The sequence below is a fragment of the Caulobacter sp. RHG1 genome (assembly GCF_013181195.1).
Lineage (GTDB): Bacteria > Pseudomonadota > Alphaproteobacteria > Caulobacterales > Caulobacteraceae > Caulobacter.
In genome coordinates this window covers 569272-588774 of sequence record NZ_SMZP01000001.1, presented here as the reverse complement: position 1 = coordinate 588774, position 19503 = coordinate 569272, and the positions used below count along the sequence as shown (strand labels likewise).

Sequence of the window (19503 nt, the reverse complement as noted above, 5' to 3'; positions counted from 1 at the left end):
GCGCCCGTCATGCTTAACCGGTCGTTAAGTTTGGAGCCCCAAACCGGTCTCAATGACTTGCAACAACGTTGCAATGAAATCGATCTGGAGGGCTCCCATGGACCGTCGCAAGCTGATCCTCTCGGGCGCCGCCGCCGGCCTTAGCGCCGCGGCCACCGAGGCCCTGGCGCGCCAGAGCAACTACAGCGAACAACTGCCGCCGCCTCAGCCGATCGGCCCGGCGCGCGCGGCCGATCCCTACACGCCGCCGCCGCCTCCCGCTCAGGACACCTACGGCGCCTATCCGTCGCCGCCGCCGTCGAACTCGGGTGGTCCTACTCCAGCCTATGACACGGGGCGCGCCCAGACCTATTCGGCCGACGAAATGGTGCGGGCCACGTCCGACTTCCTGGGCGTGACGGCCGAGAGCGCCGGCTCGGCGATCGAACGGATCTTCAAGGACAAGGGGCAGCCGACCGCCTATATCGCTGGCGAAGAGGGCTCGGGCGCGTTCATCGCCGGCCTGCGCTATGGCCGCGGCCTGCTCTACATGAAGGGGCGCCCGACCCAGGAAGTGTTCTGGCAGGGGCCGACGGTGGGCTGGGACTGGGGCGGCAACGCCAGCCGCGTCTTCACCCTCTGCTATAACCTGCAATATCCCGACGCCATCTTCCGCCGCTTCCCCGGCGTGGAGGGCACGGCCTATCTCGTGGGCGGTCTGGGCGTGAACTACCAGAAGGCCGACGAGATCACCCTGGCCCCGATCCGCGCCGGCGTCGGCCTGCGCCTGGGGGCCAATGTCGGTTACCTCGGCTACAGCCGCCAGCGCCGCTGGCTGCCGTTCTAGGAACGGCTAGCCCGCCCGGCTGATCGCGTAGCGGAAGGTGCGGCGCTCGCCCGGTCCCAGGGTGACGCGCCACGCCACCTGGCCGTTGCGGATGTCGTGCTTCTGCGGCTCGGCCACCACCTTGAACAGCGACGCGCTGGGGTCCTGCCGGATCTCGACGGTCACCGGGATGGTCTTGGCGTTGGCGAGGTCGACCTCGTAGCTCCGGCGTACCCGACCCTTGCCTTGCCTGGCTTCCTCGACGAGGCGCGGACGGGCTGTCACGTCCATGGCCTGGCCGATCACCAGGTCCAGCGGCTCGCCCACCGCCACGTCGCGCACGGCCTGCTCGCCGGCGAAGGTCGGGCGGCCGTCGACCGTCTCGATGGCCGACAACGCGCCGGACGGCAGCGGCTTGCCCAAGCCGTCGGCGGCCTTGTTCTCAAGTCTCAGCACGACGTCGGGCGCCAGCATTCCCTGGGCGTGGTAGTCGTCATAGGCGCTGACCGGGACGGCATAGAGCCGCTGGAAGGCGACGCCTTTCTGGTCGAGGAAGGCCACCTGCTTGGTCTGGCGGGCGTTCAGGGTGACCGGCTCGGGCAGGGTGTAGAGCTTGTAGTCGCCCAGGTCCGACTGCTCGGCCAGCTTGGCGCGGGCGCCGGTGACCATGACCTCGGCGCGCATGGCCACGGCCGGGATCGGCAGGGGCGGCGGCGGGGGCGCCGCCATCGGCGCGCGGTCGTACAGCGCCATGCCGCCTTCGGGCGAGGCGATGGTGTGGGTGGTGTCCATCGGCCAGCAGGCGCGGACAACCGATCGGGCGCGACCCTTGTCCACACGGACGTACTGGCGCGACAGCTTGCCGGCGACGGCCTGGGTCCTGGCGTCCGCGAACCGGCTGCCGCCGCTGTTGACCAGGGTCAGCCAGCCGGTCAGGTCCAGTCGCTTGCCGTCCGGATAGATGCGGGCGACGTAGTCGGCCTGCCAGTTCACGCCCAGCGCCAGGTAAGAGAGTGTCAGCTTGGCCCGTGTGGGCCGCTCGACGTCCACGACAGTCGAGAGGCTGGGCTTGTCGGTCAGGCCCTCGGGCGCGCGATCCATGACCAGCCGCTCGGGGCCGCCGGAGCAGCCCAGAGCCTCGACGCCCTCGGCGGTCCGGACCATCAGCCCGTAGGGGCCTTGGACCAGCGTGGCGTCGACCGTCTGCTGGCGACCGGTGGTGCGGTTGGTGCGCACGACCTTGATCGGCTGGCCCAGCGACCGCTCGACCAGGGTTCCGGGGCTGAGCAGGGCGTAGTCGTAATTGCGCTCGACCGCCTTGCCGGGCAGGCCCTCGACCGCCGCGCTCTGCGGGATCAGGCCCTCGGCGACGCCGTCGAAGCGCACGACGTGGCGGCCGGCGGGCAAGTCGACCGTGCGGGTCTCGGTGACCAGGATCAGGCCCTTTTCACGGGCCTGCTGGCGCTGCCAGTCGGGCATGGCCTGGAACGGCCCGTCGCCATCGCGGTACAGCGTCACGGCAACCTTTTCAGGCGCGGCCGAGGGGATCGTGGCGGCGGTGGCGGGAATGGCGGCGGCCAGGGCGAGCGCGCCGATCAAGGCGCGCATGGTCACCACCCCGTCTCGACCGTGAAGGTCAGGGTCGTCTCGCCATTGGCCGGCACCGGCACAGACCAGCCCAACGTCCGCGCGTCGATGCGGCGGCTCTTGAGGCTCTCGGCCTTGACCTCGCCGTCGCGCCACAGGCCGCCTTGGCGCAGCTCGATCGTCACGGGCTCGTTGCGGGCGTTGCGCAGCAGGTAGCGCATCTCGTAGCGCGAGCGGGTGCGCGAGACCTTGGTCTCGGCCACCAGGGTCGCCTGGCTGGAGACGTCGAAGGCGTCGCCGGTCTTGATCGACAGCTCCGAGCCGCCTGGCGTGTGGCCGATGGCGTTCTCGCCGACAAACTTGGGATCGCCGTTCGCGTCGCGCATGTAGATCCGCATGGTCCCGGCCGGCAGCTGGCTGCCCAGGCCGGCCAGGCGCGCATTACTGAACTGGATGGCGACCGAGGCCTTTTCCGGCTCGCCCTGGCTGGCGAAACCACCCTCGCGGATCTCGTAGACCTTTTTCGCCGCCACGCCTTGGGCCGACAGGAAGCCGACCTGCTTGTTCTGGTTGGCGGCGATCGTGGTGCGCTCGGGAAGGGGATAGACGTAATAGTCGGCCACGCGCTCGCCGGTCCCGCTCTCGGTCCCGGCGCTGATCACGCCGGGCGTGCCACGCCGATTGGGACGATAGACATTGGCCTGGTTCAACTGGTTGACGTCGCCGGCCACCAGCTGGGTGCGGGCGTTCTCGAACGGCGTGCCCGACTGGTTGGACAGGGTGATCCAGCCCTGCAGGTCCAGCGCGCCCTTGGCCTCGTCGAACAGGGCGACATAGTCGGCCTTCCACGACAGGCCCGAGGTCAGGTAGCTGAGCTTGGCCTGTCGTGCGCCGGCGCTCGCTGCGTCAACGGACACTGAGAGTGTCGGCCTGGCGCGCAGGGTCTCTGGCACCTTGTCGAAGATCACCCGGGTCGGAACGCCGTCGTCGCGCAGCACCTCGATGCGGTCGCCGATCTTCAGCACCACGCCTTGGTTCGCGGCCAGGACGGTGGCGACCTCGGTGGTCTCCTTGCCGTCGCCGGGGTTGGTGCGGACGATCTTGATCTGCTGGCCGACCGCCTTCTCCATCAGCTTGTCGGGCGTCAGCAGATCGTAGTCGAAGTTCTGCTCCAGGATGGTCACCCCGGGGGCCGACAGGCTGACCGTCTCGGGGCGGATTTGGGCCGAGACGTCCTTGAACTCCAGCGTCTGGCGGCCGGACTTCAGGTCCAGCGACCGGGCGTCCTCGACCAGGGCGAGGTCGGCATTGTAGATGGTGACCGAGACGTCGCGGCTCTGCGCGTGCGCGGAGAGGGGCATCAACAGCAGGCCGGCCGTAGCCAGCAGCGCGCGACGGTTCATCGATGTCCTCCCGTGTATTTACAGAGGTAAGCTACACGGGATTGAGGCGGAGTCGAGGCTAGGTTGAGCTAGCCGCCCCACACCTGTTTCAGCGTGGCGTCGCGGCCGCAGCCCTGGCGGTAGGCGAAGTAGCGCAGCTTGTTCCGCTTGGCGTAGTCGCGGTGGTATTCCTCGGCGGGCCAGAAGGTCTGCGCGTTCAGGATCGGGGCCTTCATCGTGCCACTCTTCAGGCGCTTGGCAGCCTCGGCGCGGGACTTCTCGGCGATCGGGCGCTGCTGCGGCGTGACGAAGACGGCAGGGCGATACGACGGGCCGCGGTCGCAGAACTGACCGCCGTCGTCGGTGGGGTCGACCAGCTTCCAGTAGCGAAACAGCAGGAAGCCGTAGTCCAGCTTGGCCGGGTCATAGGTGACGCGCACGGCCTCGTAGTGACCGGAGGTTTCGCTGGTGACGTCGCGATAGCTGGGGTTCTTCAAATGGCCGCCGGTGTAGCCGCTCTCGACTTTCAGAACGCCGGGCACGCCCTGCATATCGTGCTCCATGCACCAGAAGCAGCCGCCGGCGAAGATGGCGGTTTCGGTCTTCTTGGGCGGAGCGGCGGCGAGGGCCGCGCTCACGCCCAGCATGGCGAACAGGGCGGCGAAGGCGATGATCAGGCGGCGCATGGGAGGAGATCCTGGACGGGCTAGATCATCAAATGGGGATGGGAGGCGAAAAGTTCAGGCCCGCCAGCCGAAACCGACGCCGCGCACGGCCGGACAGGCGGCCAGACGGGAAGCGAGAATGGCGGCGCGGTCGTCGCCCTGGTCGTCGATCTCGAGCCTAATGGTCATGTTGGGACCCTCGGGAGCGGCGGACAGGGCGCGCAGGCGGGCCTGCTGGACCGAAGCCACGCCCAGCACCCGCATCAGGGCGTCAGGCGTGTCTTCTGCAGTGACGAGGAAGAGGCGGCGCCTAAGGGAAGCAAAGGCGCCTTCCTCGCATTTAAGCGGCTCTACGAGACTGCTCACGGGCGAAACCATTGATGCTCGACCGAAGCCGAATTGACGCCCGGCCAGGCGGCGAGGTCACGGGCCAGCAGGCGGGCGGCCTGGTCGCCCAGGTGGCGGACGCGCAAGCTGGCTTCGACGATCTGGCCGACCGGCTTCATCGACAGGCCGCACAGTTCGGCGCCGCTGTCGGCGAGGCCCTGGCGCACGGCCTCGAGGGCGCTGGGAGCATCCTGTGCGGCCAGCAGCAGCTGGTGAACGGTGACGCCTTCATGGTCGGAGTTGAAGGCCGGTGGAGAGGGCAGGTAGCTCATTGGGGTTGGTCCTGTGCATGAGAGAGACTGGGAGGACCGAGGAACCGCGCAACAAAAAACCCCGCTCGTGGGAGCGGGGCTTTTGGAGATCTTGCGATCCTTCGGTTTTCTGGCGGGTAGGTTCCTACCGCTGCCTGCGCCGATTTTGCCCCGTCCGGATAGGTACGGTTTTAATCTTGGTGTTAATCATATTCCACATCGCCACCGCGCACGACATCGCGACGCCAGCGGTGAGGCCGGTCGCGATAAAGGCGGTAAAGGCGAAATGCGATTGCATGTGGAAGTGATGAATCCAGTTAGCGCCACTTACAGGTAGCGTGGCGTCGGCCATTGCGCAAGGTCTTGCCTGCGAGATGCGCGATCGGTCGCGGAGAGGGGCAGGAATTGGCGGTGGGCGCCTGGAAACTCAGCACTGGCCCCCACCTGACCTGCTTATGCAGGTCGTCCGCCCCCTGAGGGGGCAGACGTATGCCCGTCTTCCCCCTCAGGGGGAGGAGCGCCGAAGGCGCGGAGGGGGCAAGTGACGAACCTGCCCCCATAGTCTTTACGACCGCAGCTTCCCGCCGGCCTTCTCGGCCGCCGCGACGACCTTGGCCGACAGGGCCTCGATCTCGGCGTCCGTCAGGGTAGCGTCACGCGGCTGGACCACGACCTCGAGGGCGACCGACTTGAAGCCCTCCGGCACGCCGGGGCCCTCATAGACGTCGAACACGCGCGCAGCGGTGATCAGCGCCTTGTCAGCGCCCGCCGCGGCCTTCACCAGATCGCCGGCGGCCTTGGATTTCTCGACCACGAAGGCGAAGTCGCGGGTCAGCGGCATCAGCACCGAGGGCGAGAAGGCTGGCTTGGTCTTGACCGCCTTCTTCTTCGGCTCGGGGATCGCCTCCAGGGTGATCTCGAAGCCGTAGACCGGGCCGGCCACGTCGAGGGCCTTCAGCACGGCCGGGTGGATCTCGCCGAACTCGGCCATCACCGCCTTGGGACCCAGCTGCAGGCGCGCCGAGCGACCCGGGTGCCACCAGGACGAGGCCGAGCCTTGCGCGGTCTGCAGCGAGGCCACCGGCGCGCCCAGCTCTTCCAGCAGGGCCAGCAGGTCGGCCTTGACGGTGAAGACGTCGCCTTGCGCAGCCTTGTCCCAGCCGCGCGGGGCCTTGGGCGCCAGGATGGCGGCGACGACCGTGCGCTGGTCGTTCGGACGATCGCCGTGGAAGGTCGGGCCGACCTCGAACAGCGCCGCATCTGGGAAGCCGCGACGGGCGTTGCGGCCGGCCGCGTCGATCAGGTTGGGCAGCAGCGACGGGCGCATGCAGTCCAGTTCCGCGGCGATCGGGTTGGCGAGCATCAGCTCAGGCTGACCGCCACCGAACAGCTGGGCGGTCTTGCCGCTGGTGAAGCTGAAGGTCACCGCCTCGGCATAGCCGGCCGCGGCGAGGGCGCGACGGGCCGTGCGGGCGCGGGCCTGCTTGGCGGTCAGGATACCGCCGACGGCGCGCGCGGCTTCGGGCAGCGGCGTCGAGGGCAGGGCGCCGTAGCCGGCGATGCGGGCGACTTCCTCGACCAGGTCGGCCTTGCCGTCCACGTCGCGGCGGAAGGTCGGCGGGGTGACGCAGACCAGGCTCTCGGCGTGGGTGACGAAGGCGGTCGCCGACACGTCCTTGGGCGGCTCGACCGTGAAGCCCAGGTCGCGCAGGATGGCCAGCGAGCGTTCCGGCTCGATCTCCAGGCCCGACAGCTGGCCGACATAGGCCGGGTCGAACAGGATCGCGCCGGGCGCGGCCGGAGCCTCGCCGGCGACGACGATGTTCGACGGCTCGCCGCCGCACAGCTCCAGGATCAACTTGGTGGCCAGCTCGATGCCGGGCACGACCGAACCAGTGTCGACCGTGCGGGCGAAGCGGTACTGGGCGTCGCTGGCGATGCCGGTGGCGCGGCCCGTCTGGGCGATGCGGATCGGCTCGAACCAGGCGCTCTCGACGAAGACGTCCGTGGTCTCGTCCGAGCAGCCGGTGCTTTCGCCGCCCATCACGCCGCCCAGACCGATCGGGCGCTCGCCCTCGGCATCGGCGATCACGCACATCTCGGGCGTCAGCTCGTAGGTCTTGCCGTCCAGGGCGATCAGGTGCTCGTCGCCGTTGACGCCGTGACGGCCCAGGCGCGTCGAGATCACGCCACCCGACAGCTTGGCGGCGTCATAGACGTGCAGCGGGCGGGCGCGGTCGTACGAGATCAGGTTGGTGATATCCACCAGGGCGTTGATCGGGCGCAGGCCGATGGCGGTCAGGCGGTCCTGAAGCCACTTGGGCGAGGAGCCGTTCTTGACGCCGCGGATGAAGCGGCCGGCGAACACCGGGCAGGCTTCGCCGTCAACCGTCACGGTGATCGGGCTGTCGAAGGTCCCGGCGATCGGCGCGATCGACACGTCCTTCAGCTTGCCCACGCCGGCGGCGGCCAGGTCGCGGGCGATGCCCACGACGCCCAGCCAGTCGGGGCGGTTGGGGGTGACTTCGAAATCGATGACGGCTTCCAGGCCCAGGGCGTCGACGGCCGAGGTCCCGACCGGCAGGGCGTCGGGCAGCTCCATGATGCCGTCGCTCTCGGTGGCGTATTCCAGCTCGGCGGCCGAGCAGAGCATGCCGTTCGAGACGACGCCGCGCACCGGCTTCTCGACCAGGGTCACGTCCAGGCCCGGCACATAGGCGCCGATCGGGGCGTAGATGGTGGTCAGGCCCGGGCGGGCGTTGGGCGCGCCGCAGACGATCTCCTTGCGGCCGTCGACGGTGTCGACCTGGCAGACCTGCAGGCGGTCGGCGTTGGGGTGACGGGCGGCCTCGACGATCTTGCAGACCGTGAACGGGGCCAGCTTGGTCGCCGGATCGATGACGTGCTCGACCTCGAGCCCGGCCATGGTCATGGCCGCGACGATCTCAGGGACGGTGGCGGTGGTCTCAAGGTGGTCCTTGAGCCAGGACAGGGTGAATTTCATCAGAAGGTTTCCAGAGCCAGGACCTGCTTCAGGAACAGCTCGGCGCCGGTGAAGCCGACGCCCATGAATTGGCAGTTTTCGAACGCGCAGTCCGCGACGGGGATGGCTCCGATCACCCGGTCCGGACTCGCTGGGTGCAGGACCAGATTGCGGATGTCGCCCTCGGTCGGACCGAAGTTGGTGCGATTGAACGTCGTGCCGGGCTGCACCAGCATCACCACCGGGCCTTCGATCTGGCAGCCGCGGAAAGTGCGATTGCGGATCACGCTTTCGTTCTTGGCCATGACCGTCCGGTAGAGATCGAACAGCGAGATGTCGACGTTCTCGAACACCAGGGCGTCGGCGTCGAGCGGGATGCGGCCAGGACGGCCGCCGGGTTGGAAGGGGCCGGTCATCAGCTGAGCCCCGAGGCGGGGTTCGGCGCGGCGAAGGCGCTGAAGCCGTAGTGCGACAGCCAGCGGACGTCCGACGACCACATGTCGCGCAGGTCCGGCATGCCGTATTTCAGCATGCCCAGGCGATCGACGCCCATGCCGAAGGCGAAGCCCTGGTACTCGTCCGGATCGATGCCGCAGGCGCGCAGCACGTTCGGGTGAACCATGCCGCAGCCCAGGATCTCGAGCCACGACGTGCCCTGGCCGATCTTGATCTCGCCGCCCGAGCGGTCGCACTGCACGTCCATCTCGGCCGAGGGCTCGGTGAACGGGAAGTGGTGCGGGCGGAACTGGGTGGTGACCGCGTCGGTCTCGAAGAACCGGGCCAGGAAGGTCTCCAGGGTCCACTTCAGGTGGCCCATGTGGATGGCTTTGTCGATCACCAGGCCCTCGACCTGGTGGAACACCGGCGTGTGGGTGGCGTCGTTGTCCACCCGATAGGTGCGGCCCGGCGCGATGATTCGGATCGGCGGCTTCTGCGACACCATGGTCCGCACCTGCACGGGGCTGGTGTGGGTGCGCAGCAGCATGCGTTCGCCCGTCTCCTTCGTGTTGAAGAAGAAGGTGTCGTGCATCTCGCGGGCCGGATGCTTCTCGGGGAAGTTCAGGGCCGTGAAGTTGTGGAAGTCGTCTTCGATGTCCGGACCTTCGGCCACGGCGAAGCCCATCTCGGCGAAGATGGCGATCACCTCGTCCATGGTCTGCATGGTCGGGTGGACGCTGCCCTTGCGGCGGTGCGGAGCGGGCAGGGACAGGTCCAGCGTCTCGCTGGCCAGGCGCGCGTCCAGTTCGGCGGTTTCCAGCGCGGCCTTCCTTTCGGTGATCGCGGTGGCGACCTTGTCGCGGAGCGCGTTGATGGCCGCGCCGCGGTCCTTGCGCTCTTCGGGGCTCATCGCGCCGAGGGTCTTGAGCAGGCCCGAGATCGAGCCGGTCTTGCCGACGGCGGCCACGCGGACGGCGTCGAGCGCTTGGAGGTCCGCAGCGCCGGCCACCTGGGCCAGGACGTCGGATTCGAGGGTGTTGAGATCGGTCATGACGGGCATCCGTCTAGAGGATTTGATCGCGGGGGAGTAGGGGAGCGCGCAGCAAAAAGCCCTCCGGCTCGCGCCGAAGGGCTTTTCAGGATCGATTGAGCTGATGACAGCTCAGATGTCCTTAGGCCAGGGCAGCGCGAACCTTGTCGGCGATGGCCTTGAACGCAGCCGGGTCGTTGCCCGCGATATCGGCGAGAACCTTACGGTCCATCTCGATACCCGCCACGTCGAGGCCGTGGATAAACTGCGAGTAGGTGAAGCCTTCCAGACGGGCGCCAGCGTTGATGCGCTGGATCCAGAGCGAGCGGAAGGCGCGCTTGCGCACCTTGCGGTCGCGGTAGGCGTACTGACCGGCCTTGTCGACAGCGGCCTTGGCCGTGCGGATGGTGTTCTTGCGGCGGCCGTAGAAGCCTTTCGCCTGTTCAAGAACCTTCTTGTGCTTGGCGTGAGCAACGACGCCACGTTTAACGCGAGCCATGTGTCAGCGCTCCTCTTAAAGGCCGTAGGGCAGGTACGAACGGATGGTCTTGGCGTCAGCCTCGCTCATCACCTTCGTTCCGCGGTTTTGGCGGATGTACTTGCCGTTGTGGCCGATCAGACGGTGGCGCTTGCCGGCGACGCCGGCTTTCAGCTTACCCGTGGCCGTGATCTTGAAGCGCTTTTTGGCGCCAGACTTGGTCTTCAACTTAGGCATTTCGCGTCGGAGCTTGCGCCCCGTCCTCTGGAAGCATGACGAACCGCCATGGCATGCCAATGGCCAGGCGGTTCCGGAAAGGCGGGGTTACTAATTGAAATGGGGAGCGAAGGCAAGCTTCGTCTCCCTTACGAGGGGCGAGGGTCAGTTCGGCGGGTTGTTCTTCTCGAGGAAGGCCACGGTCGCGTCCAGCATCTGCAGTCGCGTGACGCTGGTCGAGAGCCAATGATCCTCCCCGGGCAGCACGACGAGTTCGTACGGTTTGTCGGCGGTCTTGAGGGCGTCGGCCATCCGCTGGCTTTGGGCGAACGGCACGACGGTGTCGTCCTTGCCGTGGATGATCAGGACAGGCGCGCCGGCTTTGGAGGCATGCATCGCTGGCGAGATGGAATCGAGCTTGGGGTCCGAAGCGCTTTCGACGCCGTAGAGACGCTTGCGATCGCGAATCCCTGCGTTGCGTTCGCCGTACTTGATGATCTCGTCACGCAGGCGGCCTCCCAGATCGCTCGGTCCGGCGATCGAGACGGCGCAGCGATAGATGTCTTTCTGGAGGGTGACGCCGGCCAAGGCGGCATAGCCGCCGTAGCTGGCGCCGAGGATGCAGACGCGCTTGGGGTCGACAACGCCTTGGCGAACCAGATCCGACACGCCGTCCGACAGGTCGGTCTGCATCTTGGCGCCCCATTGGCCATAGCCCGCCTCCTTGAAGGCGTGCCCATAGCCGCTCGAGCCGCGGAAATTGGGCTGGAGCACCGCGTAGCCGCGCGACGCCAGGGCCTGGGCCCACCAATCGAACGTGATGTCGTCGTAGGCGCGGGGACCGCCATGGGGCAGGACGATCAGTGGAAGCGCCGTCTCAGGCTTGCCTTTCGGCGTCGTCAGCACGGCCTCGATCTCAAGGCCGTCAGTCGCCGCGTAACGGACGAAGCGCGTGGGGGCGACATCGCTGGGCGGAACCTTCGGATAGGGCGCGCCGATGGGCTCCACGCGCTTGGTGACGGTGTCGGCGAGGTAGTAGCCGCCCGATGAGGGACCGCCGTTGACGAACAGGACCAGCTTGCGGAAGTCCGGCGTCCAGGACGACAGCGTCACCTGCTGGTTCTTGAAGGCGCCGCGGAACGCCGGCCAGATCGCCCTCAGGCGCGGTTCCATGAAGTCGTACTCGTGAAACTGCTGCCGATAGCGAAAGCCCAGGACCACGCCATCTGCGCCGATGACGCCCTGCTGCTCGCGGGCGGGGCCGATAAAGGCGCCGAGCTTTCCGTCGGCCAGGGAGACCGACGTAGGGCGCCACAGTTGCTCTTTGGCGTCCCAGGTGTCGATGATCACCGACTGGCTGTCGACGGACTGGCCCCACAGGCTGGGAGCCTCAACCGCGCTGGAGGTCTGATAGGCCGTGAGCCACGAGGAGCCCTTGCGGACCGAGAGGGTCCAGAGCGCATCGTTGTTGTTCCGACGCTCGCGATAGCTGGCCTTGGCCAGCACCTCGCCGTCCGAGCGCGCCAGATAGTCGTAGGTTTCGCTGTCGCCCATCTGCAGGCGTCGGGCGACGCCGCTGGTCAGATCGATCCGGAACAGATCCAGGTGTCCGCCGCGATGCTGCATGTTGCCGGCGACCGTCACGTAGAGCGGCGTGTAGATGACGGCTTCCTTGCCATCCACGCCGGGTTGAACGCGCCCTTGCAGGATGTTCAGGAACGAATCGAGCGCCTTGGCCGGGAGCTGCTTGTATTCGCCGGTCGCCACATTGAGGCTCACGGCCTGCCAGTGCTCGCCGGCGTAGGTGGTGTTGTCGATCGCGGTGGTCGAGGAGGCCTCGATCACGATGTGGCCAGGGCCCGCCCATTGGACGGCGCGCACCTTGCGAAAGCCGATGGAGGCCGACGCCAGCACCTGGCCCGCCAGAGAGCGGACGATCACGTGGCGTTCGTCGTTGACCGCGGCGATGAGGGCGATCGCCGAGCCGTCGGGCGAGATCTGCACGCTCTCGATGGCGGGAAGGCGTCCGTAAGCCTCGAGCGGTGCGGCCTTGGCCGATCCAAGGCAAAGCGCCAGCGTCATCGACGCAGCCGTCAGAAATCTCAACATGAGCGCATCCCCAGATTGCGGGCTCCACGCTAGGGTTGAAGCTTGGCTGTGTCGAGGGCGCGTAGGGCTCAGGCCGCTGCTTTGGTCCTTTGGACGATCACCATCGCCAGGCCGACGGCCGGGATCATCAGGGCTGCGCCGACCCAGAACGGTCCGCCTGTGGCCAGGCCGAACAACGGGCCGGCCAGCAGGGGGCCGCCGATACGGGCCAGGGAGCCGGCGGCCATGTTCAGGCCCAGCATCTGGCCCTGGCGGTCGGGCGGGCTGGCGCGCGACATCAGAGCGGCGACGCAGGGGAAGACCAGAGACTGGCCGAAGGCGGTGAAGCCGACGGCGGCAGTGGCCAGGGCGGCGGTCGGCGCGAGCGGGGTCAGGAACAGGCTCACGGCTATGATCGCCAGGCCCGCGGCCAGCACGCGACCCTCGCCGAAGCGTCGGGCCAGGCGGCCGGTCAGGAAGCCCTGGCCGATCGAGGCGATGACGCCGATGACCGCGAAGCACAGTCCGACCTGCCGTGGTCCCCACTCGAAGCGGGCGTGAGCCCACAGGCCAAAGATCGACTCCATGCCGGCGAAGGCGGCGGTCGAGACCAGGGTGACCAGCAGCACGCGCGACAGCACAGGATGGGCGCGCGCCTCGGTCAGGGCTTCGAGGCGGCTGACCTGGGGCGCGCCAGGGGCCGAACGGGCGCGACTCTCGGCCACGAACAGCATGACCCCGATGGCGGCCAGCCCCGCCATGCCGGCGGCGACGAACAGGGGGATCTGGAAGCCCAACTGGCCGGCGTCGGGGTGGGCCAGCAGGCCGCCCAGCGACGGACCGATCACGAACCCCGCCCCGAATGCTGCGCCCAAGAGGCCCATGCGACCGGCGCGCTTCTCAGGCGGGGTGACGTCGGCCATGTAGCCTTGGATGGTCGAGATGTTGCCGCTGCCGAAACCGCCGACCAGTCGGATGGCCATGGCGATCCAGATGTTCGGGGCGAAGGCCAAGGCCAGATAGGCCAGGGCATTGGCGATGATCGTGACGATCAGCACCGGCCGCCGCCCGATCCTGTCCGACAGCCGACCCCAGAACGGCTCGCCGAAGAACTGACCCAGGCTGTAGGCGGCGAACATGGTCGTCACCTGCCAAGGGGCGGCGTCCATCGCCGTGGCGTAGAAGGGCAGCAAGGGAATGACGACGCCAAAGCCCACCAGGTTGATGAAGACAACCAGGAGAAGGACGAGTAGGGCGCGGGCGCTGTGGGCGGGTTCGGGCATCAGGACGCGGGGTTTACGCCCGAACCATGGGCTTGGCGACTAGGGTCTGACGGCGACGTTGTTTCGGCGGATTGTACTGTTCGACGAAAGCGACGGTTTGGATCAGCATCTTCAACCGTGTGGCGCCGCCGAACTCCAGGGTAATCGACAAAACAAAACGCCCCGACCGCGAGGGTCGGGGCGTCTGTCATGTCTACCCGATGAAGAAGCCTAGCGCGGGGCCAGGATCATGATCATCTGACGGCCTTCCATGCGCGGCTCGTATTCGACCTTGGCGACCTCGTCGAAGTCGGCCTTGACCTTGAGCAGCAGCTTCATGCCGAGTTCCGGGTGCGCCATTTCACGACCGCGGAAGCGCAGGGTCACCTTGACCTTGTCGCCTTCCTCGAAGAAGCGAGTCATGGCTTTCGCCTTCACTTCATAGTCGTGGATGTCGATGTTCGGGCGGAGCTTGATCTCCTTGAGCTCGACCACCTTTTGCCGCTTGCGCGCCTCGTTCTTCTTCTTCTGCTCCTGGAACTTGAACTTGCCGTAGTCCAGGATCTTGCAGACGGGAGGATTGGCGTTCGGAACGATTTCAACCAGGTCCAGGCCGGCTTCCTCGGCCGCTTCCATAGCGGACGCGGTCGGCATCTCGCCTTGCTTCTCGCCATGTTGGTCGATCAGCAGGACGCGCGGGACGCGGATGTCTTCGTTGATACGCGGCCCGTCCTTGACGGGCGGCGTTTGCATAGGACGGCGAATAGGGGCGGCTCCGGAGCAGTTAATGGGAATAGGGCTGAACGCGTACGCGCCGCGCTGGGCGCGCCGCGAGAAACTGATATATGACGCGCGGATGGCGCTCTATCAAGCGAGGGCGATCAATAGAGACGCCGGCCGGTCGAGTTTTTTCGACGGTGAACGGCCATCGGGGCGGAAATGACAGGTCGGGAGACGGTTCTTCCCTCCATCAAGACGCCTGCCCGACACCTTATGAGCACCCATCGTCACACCGCCATCGAGGACGTCCACGCCCTCCTGATCGGCTCCAGCTTCTGCGCCGTGGGCCTGACCCTGCTGAAGGCCGCGGGTCTCGTCACCGGCGGTGTCGCCGGCATCGCACTGATCATCTCCTATATGGGCGACTGGCCGGTCGGGACGGTGTTCCTTGTCCTGAACCTGCCGTTCTACATCCTGGCCCAGCGCACCCTGGGCTGGCTGTTCACCGCCAAGACCCTGGCCACCAACCTGCTGCTGGCGGGCTTGGCCTGGGGTTTGCCCTTCTGGCTCAAGGTCGAGCGGGTGGACCCGATCTTCGCGGCGGTGTTCGGCGGCACGATCATCGGCATGGGGATTCTGGCCCTGGCGCGCCACCGCTCCAGCGTCGGCGGGGTCGGGGTGCTGGCGCTCTATCTGCAGGAACGCCGCGGCATCAGCGCCGGCAAGGTGCAGATGGCCACCGATTGCCTGATCGTCGGCGCGGCCTTCTTCACGCTCAGCTTCGACAAGCTGCTGCTCTCGATCGTCAGCGCCGTGGCGCTCAGCGCCGTGCTGATCGCCAACCACAAGCCGGGACGGTACGCGGGGTACTAGCGCGGCAGGAGGGCCATCGCCGCGCTGGCGACGGTGCTGACGGGCAGGGCCTTGAGGTCTGGCGAGCGGATCACCGCCACGTGGCCGCGCGGGCCGCACAGCTCGGGATCCGAGGCGTCGGAGAACAGGGCGATGGTCGGGGCGCCGGCGGCCGCCAGCAGGTGCGTCGGGCCGGTGTCGTTGCCGACCGCCAAGGCCGCCTTGGCGCCGAGCACGGCGAGTTGCGCAAAATCGGTGCGGCCGGTCAGGTCGCGAGCGCCGCCCACGGCCTTCTGGATGTGGCGGGCCATGGCGCTTTCCTGCGGGCCGCCGATGATCACGATGTCCAGGCCGCGCGCCTTCAGCAGCGTGCCCAGCTGGGCGTAGTACTCGACGGGCCAGCGTTTCTCGAGCCGGTGAGCCGAGCCGCCGGGCACGAACAGCACATAGGGCTTGGGCGTAGCGGCGCCGGCGACCGGGCGCGGCTCCTTGTGCTTGCGCAGGATCCAGGTCAGGTCCGGTGGCGGGGCGCTCCCGTGCTCGGTCGGGGCGTCGGGCCAGATGCCGGCGGCGCGGAGTTGGTCGGCCTGGCGCTCCAGCGTGTGCATGTGCAGTCGGGCCTTGCCCTTCTGCGGCAGCGAGGCGCCGAAGGCGACGCCGCTCCATTGCGGCGGGAAGGGGCGCAGCAGCTGGAAGTACCAGTTGGTCCGGCTGTTGGTCTGCAGGTCATAGACCCGGTCGTAGCGCGCCTTGCGGATCCGACCGATCATGGCCAGGGTCTCGCCGAAGTCGGCTGTGCGGCCGTCAGTCTCGACCGTGTTGAAATAGGGGCTGAGCTTGGCCAGCGCCTCGAAGGGCGGCGTGGTCAGGAGGGTGATCTTGGCCTTGGGGTGAGCCTCGCGGATCTTGCGCATGGCCGCCAGCGCCAGGACGAAGTCGCCCAGGGCGCCCAGCTTGATCACCAGGACCTTCTTGATCTCCTTGCTCAAGACGAACGCTCCGAACCGAATACACGCGCCCGCAATATGTGGGCATAGACCTTGAGGGTCGCTTCGCACATCGCGTCCACCGAATACAACCGGCGGGCTCGTAAACGCGCAGCCATGCCCATGGTGTGGCGACGGGCGGCGCCGGCCTCGCAGGCTTCCAGCAGGGCGTCGGCCCAGGCCTTGGCGTCGCCGGCCTTGACCAGCCAGCCCGTCTCGCCGGGGACGACCGTCTCGCAGGTGGCGCCGTGGTCCGAGGCCAGGACGGGGCGACCCATGACCTGGGGCTCGACCGCCGTGCGGCCGAAGGCCTCCGGCTCCAGCGACGGGGCGATGGCCAGGTCGGCCAGCAGATAGGCGGCTGGCATGTCGTCGCAGTGGCCGACCAGCTTGACGGCGTCCTGCAGGCCGGCGCTGGCGATCGCCGCCTCCAGCTCGGCGCGATAGCCCTTGCGGCCCTGGTCGTCGCCGACCAACAGCAGCAGGATCTTGTCCTCGCCGCGGGCCTTCAGCAGGGTCATGGCCTCGACCAGCAGGCCCTGGCCCTTCCAGCGGGTCAGGCGGCCGGCCAGCAGCACCTTCAGGCGACGCTCGCCCGGCTCGACGCCCCAGGCCTTGCGCAGGGCCTCGATGCGCTCGGCGCCGACGACGCCGGGCTCGAAGCGCGCCAGGTCGACGCCGCGTGGAATGGCCACCACCTTTTCGGGGGCGATGCCGTGTTCCTTGATGACGTGCTGACGGGTGTACTCCGAATTGGCGATGACCAGGTCGCCCTTGGTCATCACCGCGTTGTACCAGCGCTTGAGATTGGACTTGGCGTTGTAGACGCCATGATAGGTGGCGACGAAGGGGGTCTTGGTGGCGTGGGCGGCCCAGAGCGCGCTGAAGGCCGGAGCGCGCGAGCGGGCGTGGACCAGGCTGACCTTCTCGCGCCGGATCAGATCGATCAGTCGCGCGGCGTTGCCCAACATGACCAGGGGGTTCTTGGACTGAGCCGGCATGTGGGCCAGTCGACCGCCGTCGGCCTCAAGGCGCGAGGCCATGCGGCCGCCCTTGGTGGCGACCAAGGCCTTGCCGCCTTGCGCGACCACGGCGTGGGCGACATCAATCGTCGTCTGCTCGGCGCCGCCCGTTTCCAGCTCGGGGGTCACTTGCAGCAGGGTGAAGTCGGCGGGTAGGTCGGGCACGCGACTCTCGGCGAAACAACTCAGGTTTTAGTTAGCGAAAGGATCGAGGCGACGCCATGACCGAATCCCGGGGCGCCCTTGCGCGTGAAGACGGCTCGAAACTGGCCTGGCGGCGCGTCCAGGGCGAAGGTGCAACGGTCGTGTGGCTGGGTGGTTTCCATTCCGACATGACAGGCACGAAGGCCGAGGTGCTGGCCGAGCAGGCCCAGGCGACCGGCGGCGGCTATATTCGCTTCGACTATTTCGGCCATGGCGAGTCGGATGGTCAGTTCGCGGACGGAACTATCAGCCGCTGGCGCACAGACGCCCTGGCGGTGATCGACGAGCTGACCGATGGTCCGCTGGTGTTGGTCGGTTCGTCCATGGGCGGCTGGCTGGCCTGCCTGGCCGCGATCGCCAGACCCGACCGCGTGAAGGCCCTCGTGCTGATCGCGCCCGCACCCGATTTCACCGAGAAGCTGATGGAGCCGGAGCTCTCCGACGAGGCCAGGGCGGACATCGCTCGCGACGGCTTCTGGATCCGGCCTTCGGAATACGACGACGGCGGCTACGCCATCACCCGCGAACTGCTGGAAGATGGCGCGCGGTGGTCGATCCTGCCGGGGCCCGTGCCGATCGACATCCCGGTGCGCGTGCTGCAGGGGGGCGCTGATCCGGACGTGCCGTGGACGCACGCGCTGGAGCTGGCCAACGCGGTGACCAGCCAGAACGTGGTCTTCACCCTGATCAAGGATGGCGATCACCGCCTGTCGCGCCCGCAGGATCTCGAGCGTCTGGTCGCCGCCGTCAACGAGGCCAAGGCCCTGGCTGAACCGGAGGAGGGCGACCTCGTCTCCCGCCGCCTGGCCCGTGCGGCGCGATTGCGCAACGCGGCAGGCCTGGAGGCGGTGGGGATCACGCCCCGCGCGCCGTCGATCGACGACGAGTAGCGCTCAGCCGCCCGCTGCCAGGATCGCCGCGAGGCCCTCGCGATAGGTCGCGTATTTGGGCCGCCAGCCCAGTTCGGCCTTGGCCAGGGCGTTCGAGACGCGCTTGTTCTCGGCGTAGAAGCGGCGGGTGGCGGGGGACATGCCCAGTTCGTTGAAGGGCAGATCCGGCGGGACCGGAACGCCCAGGAGGCGGGCGGCATGTTCCATGACGTCCTGCGGCGGCGCCGGCTCGTCGTCGACCAGATTGTACACTCCGCCAGCGCGCGGACGGTCCAGCGAGGCCAGCAGCCCCGTGACGATGTCCTCGACGTGGATGCGGCTGAACACCTGGCCGGTCTTGACGATGCGGCGGCCTTCGCCGGCGCGCAGGCGATCCAGGGCGCTGCGACCGGGGCCGTAGATGCCCGGCAGGCGGAAGGCGGTGACGGTCAGGCCCATGCCGCGGCCGACCTGGCGCCAGTCGCGCTCGGCCCCGACCCGGCGGGCGCCTTCGACCGACTGGGCCTTGAGGGGCGAGCTTTCGAACACCCAGCGGCCGTCGAAGTCGCCATAGACCCCCGTCGTCGACAGATAGCCGATCCAGTCCGGGAAGGCCTGGGCCTGGGCGAGGGCGGGGATGATCGCCTCCAGCGCCGGACAGCCGTCGGGGCCGGGCGGGGCGGTGACGAGAATCGCGCTCACGCCCGTGAGGGCCGCGGCCATGGCGTCGCGGTCGGCCGGATCGGCGGGCGTGATTCCCTGGGCGCGAAGTTTTTCCGCCTGAGTCGCGTCGCGCGCCGTGGCGGCGACTTCCCAACCCCGGGCGCGCAAAGCGTCGGCGAAAGCATCGCCGACATAGCCCAGACCAAACACGAACAGACGCAACACTGGAACTCCGCCCCCGGAAAACCTGCTGTAATCAAGCCTCTGAAAATTCCCTCTTCGCAACCCCTCAAGGGCGCTTGCAAAGCGCCGAACGCTCTGCCATAAGCCGCCTCCTCGTCGCGGGGCGCTCTTCTGAGCCTCGCCGATGCGGGCGTAGCTCAGTGGTAGAGCACAACCTTGCCAAGGTTGGGGTCGAGAGTTCGAATCTCTTCGCCCGCTCCATTCTTCCGGTCTTTCCGGGTGAATTGGGCGATTTACATATCTCGCGAATGGGCGGGCGTAGCTCAGTGGTAGAGCACAACCTTGCCAAGGTTGGGGTCGAGAGTTCGAATCTCTTCGCCCGCTCCATTCTCGAATTTCCTCCGAAAATCTAAAGTCTTCGCCGGTCCGGGT

The 19503-nt window shown here is 67.8% G+C and carries 20 protein-coding genes and 2 tRNA genes; 5 read left to right on the top strand and 17 right to left on the bottom strand.

What is annotated here, in order from left to right; translation table 11 throughout:
• Nucleotides 1-97: 97 nt before the first annotated feature.
• On the top strand, nucleotides 98-826 hold the full coding sequence (locus E1H18_RS02710; protein WP_172263431.1) for a DUF1134 domain-containing protein: 729 nt from the start codon (nucleotides 98-100) through the stop codon (nucleotides 824-826).
• A 6-nt stretch (nucleotides 827-832) separates the two neighbouring features.
• Here the strand turns inward: E1H18_RS02710 and E1H18_RS02705 are convergent, their stop codons facing one another.
• The 14 genes from E1H18_RS02705 to infC all read right to left on the bottom strand — a co-directional run bounded on the left by E1H18_RS02705 (nucleotide 833) and on the right by infC (nucleotide 14325).
• Nucleotides 833-2413 (bottom strand): hypothetical protein, encoded by a 1581-nt coding sequence (locus tag E1H18_RS02705; protein WP_172263430.1) that lies wholly within the window; start codon nucleotides 2411-2413, stop codon nucleotides 833-835.
• 2 nt (nucleotides 2414-2415) lie between these two features.
• Nucleotides 2416-3795 (bottom strand): DUF4139 domain-containing protein, encoded by a 1380-nt coding sequence (locus E1H18_RS02700; RefSeq protein ID WP_172263429.1) that lies wholly within the window; start codon nucleotides 3793-3795, stop codon nucleotides 2416-2418.
• 68 nt (nucleotides 3796-3863) lie between these two features.
• Nucleotides 3864-4460, bottom strand: coding sequence for a peptide-methionine (S)-S-oxide reductase MsrA (gene msrA, locus E1H18_RS02695; protein WP_172263428.1), 597 nt, complete (start codon nucleotides 4458-4460; stop codon nucleotides 3864-3866).
• Between the two features lie 54 nt (nucleotides 4461-4514).
• Complete coding sequence (locus E1H18_RS02690) at nucleotides 4515-4817, bottom strand: hypothetical protein (RefSeq protein WP_172263427.1); 303 nt, start codon at nucleotides 4815-4817, stop codon at nucleotides 4515-4517.
• Entirely contained in the window at nucleotides 4802-5098 is a 297-nt protein-coding gene (locus tag E1H18_RS02685; protein WP_172263426.1) for a hypothetical protein, read from the bottom strand. The genes E1H18_RS02690 and E1H18_RS02685 overlap by 16 nt, the downstream gene beginning before the upstream one ends.
• A 124-nt stretch (nucleotides 5099-5222) precedes the next feature.
• Complete coding sequence (locus E1H18_RS02680) at nucleotides 5223-5375, bottom strand: hypothetical protein (protein WP_172263880.1); 153 nt, start codon at nucleotides 5373-5375, stop codon at nucleotides 5223-5225.
• Nucleotides 5376-5642: 267 nt separating this feature from the next.
• Complete coding sequence (pheT, locus tag E1H18_RS02675) at nucleotides 5643-8081, bottom strand: phenylalanine--tRNA ligase subunit beta (RefSeq protein WP_172263425.1); 2439 nt, start codon at nucleotides 8079-8081, stop codon at nucleotides 5643-5645.
• On the bottom strand, nucleotides 8081-8476 hold the full coding sequence (locus tag E1H18_RS02670) for a hypothetical protein (RefSeq protein ID WP_172263424.1): 396 nt from the start codon (nucleotides 8474-8476) through the stop codon (nucleotides 8081-8083). The genes pheT and E1H18_RS02670 overlap by 1 nt, the downstream gene beginning before the upstream one ends.
• Nucleotides 8476-9549, bottom strand: coding sequence for a phenylalanine--tRNA ligase subunit alpha (gene pheS / locus E1H18_RS02665; protein WP_172263423.1), 1074 nt, complete (start codon nucleotides 9547-9549; stop codon nucleotides 8476-8478). The genes E1H18_RS02670 and pheS overlap by 1 nt, the downstream gene beginning before the upstream one ends.
• Nucleotides 9550-9670: 121 nt before the next feature.
• Nucleotides 9671-10027 carry a 50S ribosomal protein L20 gene (gene rplT, locus E1H18_RS02660; protein WP_172263421.1) on the bottom strand — a complete coding sequence of 119 codons (357 nt, stop codon included), beginning with the start codon at nucleotides 10025-10027 and terminating at the stop codon, nucleotides 9671-9673.
• A gap of 15 nt (nucleotides 10028-10042) precedes the next feature.
• Entirely contained in the window at nucleotides 10043-10243 is a 201-nt protein-coding gene (rpmI, locus tag E1H18_RS02655) for a 50S ribosomal protein L35 (RefSeq protein WP_018061454.1), read from the bottom strand.
• Nucleotides 10244-10387: 144 nt separating this feature from the next.
• Complete coding sequence (locus E1H18_RS02650; RefSeq protein WP_172263419.1) at nucleotides 10388-12331, bottom strand: S9 family peptidase; 1944 nt, start codon at nucleotides 12329-12331, stop codon at nucleotides 10388-10390.
• A 68-nt stretch (nucleotides 12332-12399) separates the two neighbouring features.
• The gene (locus E1H18_RS02645) at nucleotides 12400-13593 is read right to left on the bottom strand and encodes an MFS transporter (RefSeq protein WP_172263417.1); all 1194 of its coding nucleotides are present in this window, start codon (nucleotides 13591-13593) and stop codon (nucleotides 12400-12402) included.
• A 210-nt stretch (nucleotides 13594-13803) separates the two neighbouring features.
• Complete coding sequence (infC, locus tag E1H18_RS02640; protein ID WP_172263415.1) at nucleotides 13804-14325, bottom strand: translation initiation factor IF-3; 522 nt, start codon at nucleotides 14323-14325, stop codon at nucleotides 13804-13806.
• 240 nt (nucleotides 14326-14565) lie between these two features.
• Here infC and E1H18_RS02635 point away from each other — a divergent pair, with 240 nt between their 5' ends.
• Nucleotides 14566-15165 (top strand): YitT family protein, encoded by a 600-nt coding sequence (locus E1H18_RS02635; RefSeq protein WP_172263413.1) that lies wholly within the window; start codon nucleotides 14566-14568, stop codon nucleotides 15163-15165.
• Here the strand turns inward: E1H18_RS02635 and E1H18_RS02630 are convergent.
• Both E1H18_RS02630 and E1H18_RS02625 read right to left on the bottom strand, forming a co-directional pair.
• A complete protein-coding gene (locus tag E1H18_RS02630) occupies nucleotides 15162-16133 on the bottom strand; it encodes a glycosyltransferase family 9 protein (RefSeq protein ID WP_172263411.1) in 972 nt (323 codons plus the stop codon). The two genes, E1H18_RS02635 and E1H18_RS02630, sit on opposite strands and share 4 nt — an antisense overlap.
• Nucleotides 16130-17317, bottom strand: a complete 1188-nt coding sequence (locus E1H18_RS02625) for a glycosyltransferase (protein ID WP_172263409.1) — start codon at nucleotides 17315-17317, stop codon at nucleotides 16130-16132. The genes E1H18_RS02630 and E1H18_RS02625 overlap by 4 nt, the downstream gene beginning before the upstream one ends.
• Before the next feature lie 56 nt (nucleotides 17318-17373).
• On the opposite strand from E1H18_RS02625, the gene E1H18_RS02620 reads away from it, so the two are divergent.
• The gene (locus E1H18_RS02620; RefSeq protein ID WP_172263407.1) at nucleotides 17374-18246 is read left to right on the top strand and encodes an alpha/beta fold hydrolase; all 873 of its coding nucleotides are present in this window, start codon (nucleotides 17374-17376) and stop codon (nucleotides 18244-18246) included.
• Between the two features lie 3 nt (nucleotides 18247-18249).
• On the opposite strand, the gene E1H18_RS02615 is transcribed toward E1H18_RS02620, so the two are convergent.
• Nucleotides 18250-19110, bottom strand: a complete 861-nt coding sequence (locus tag E1H18_RS02615; protein ID WP_172263878.1) for an SDR family oxidoreductase — start codon at nucleotides 19108-19110, stop codon at nucleotides 18250-18252.
• Nucleotides 19111-19257: 147 nt separating this feature from the next.
• Between E1H18_RS02615 and E1H18_RS02610 the strand changes: the two genes are divergently transcribed.
• Nucleotides 19258-19332: transfer RNA gene (locus tag E1H18_RS02610), tRNA-Gly, on the top strand.
• 51 nt (nucleotides 19333-19383) lie between these two features.
• Nucleotides 19384-19458, top strand: a tRNA-Gly gene (locus tag E1H18_RS02605).
• Nucleotides 19459-19503 lie beyond the last annotated feature (45 nt).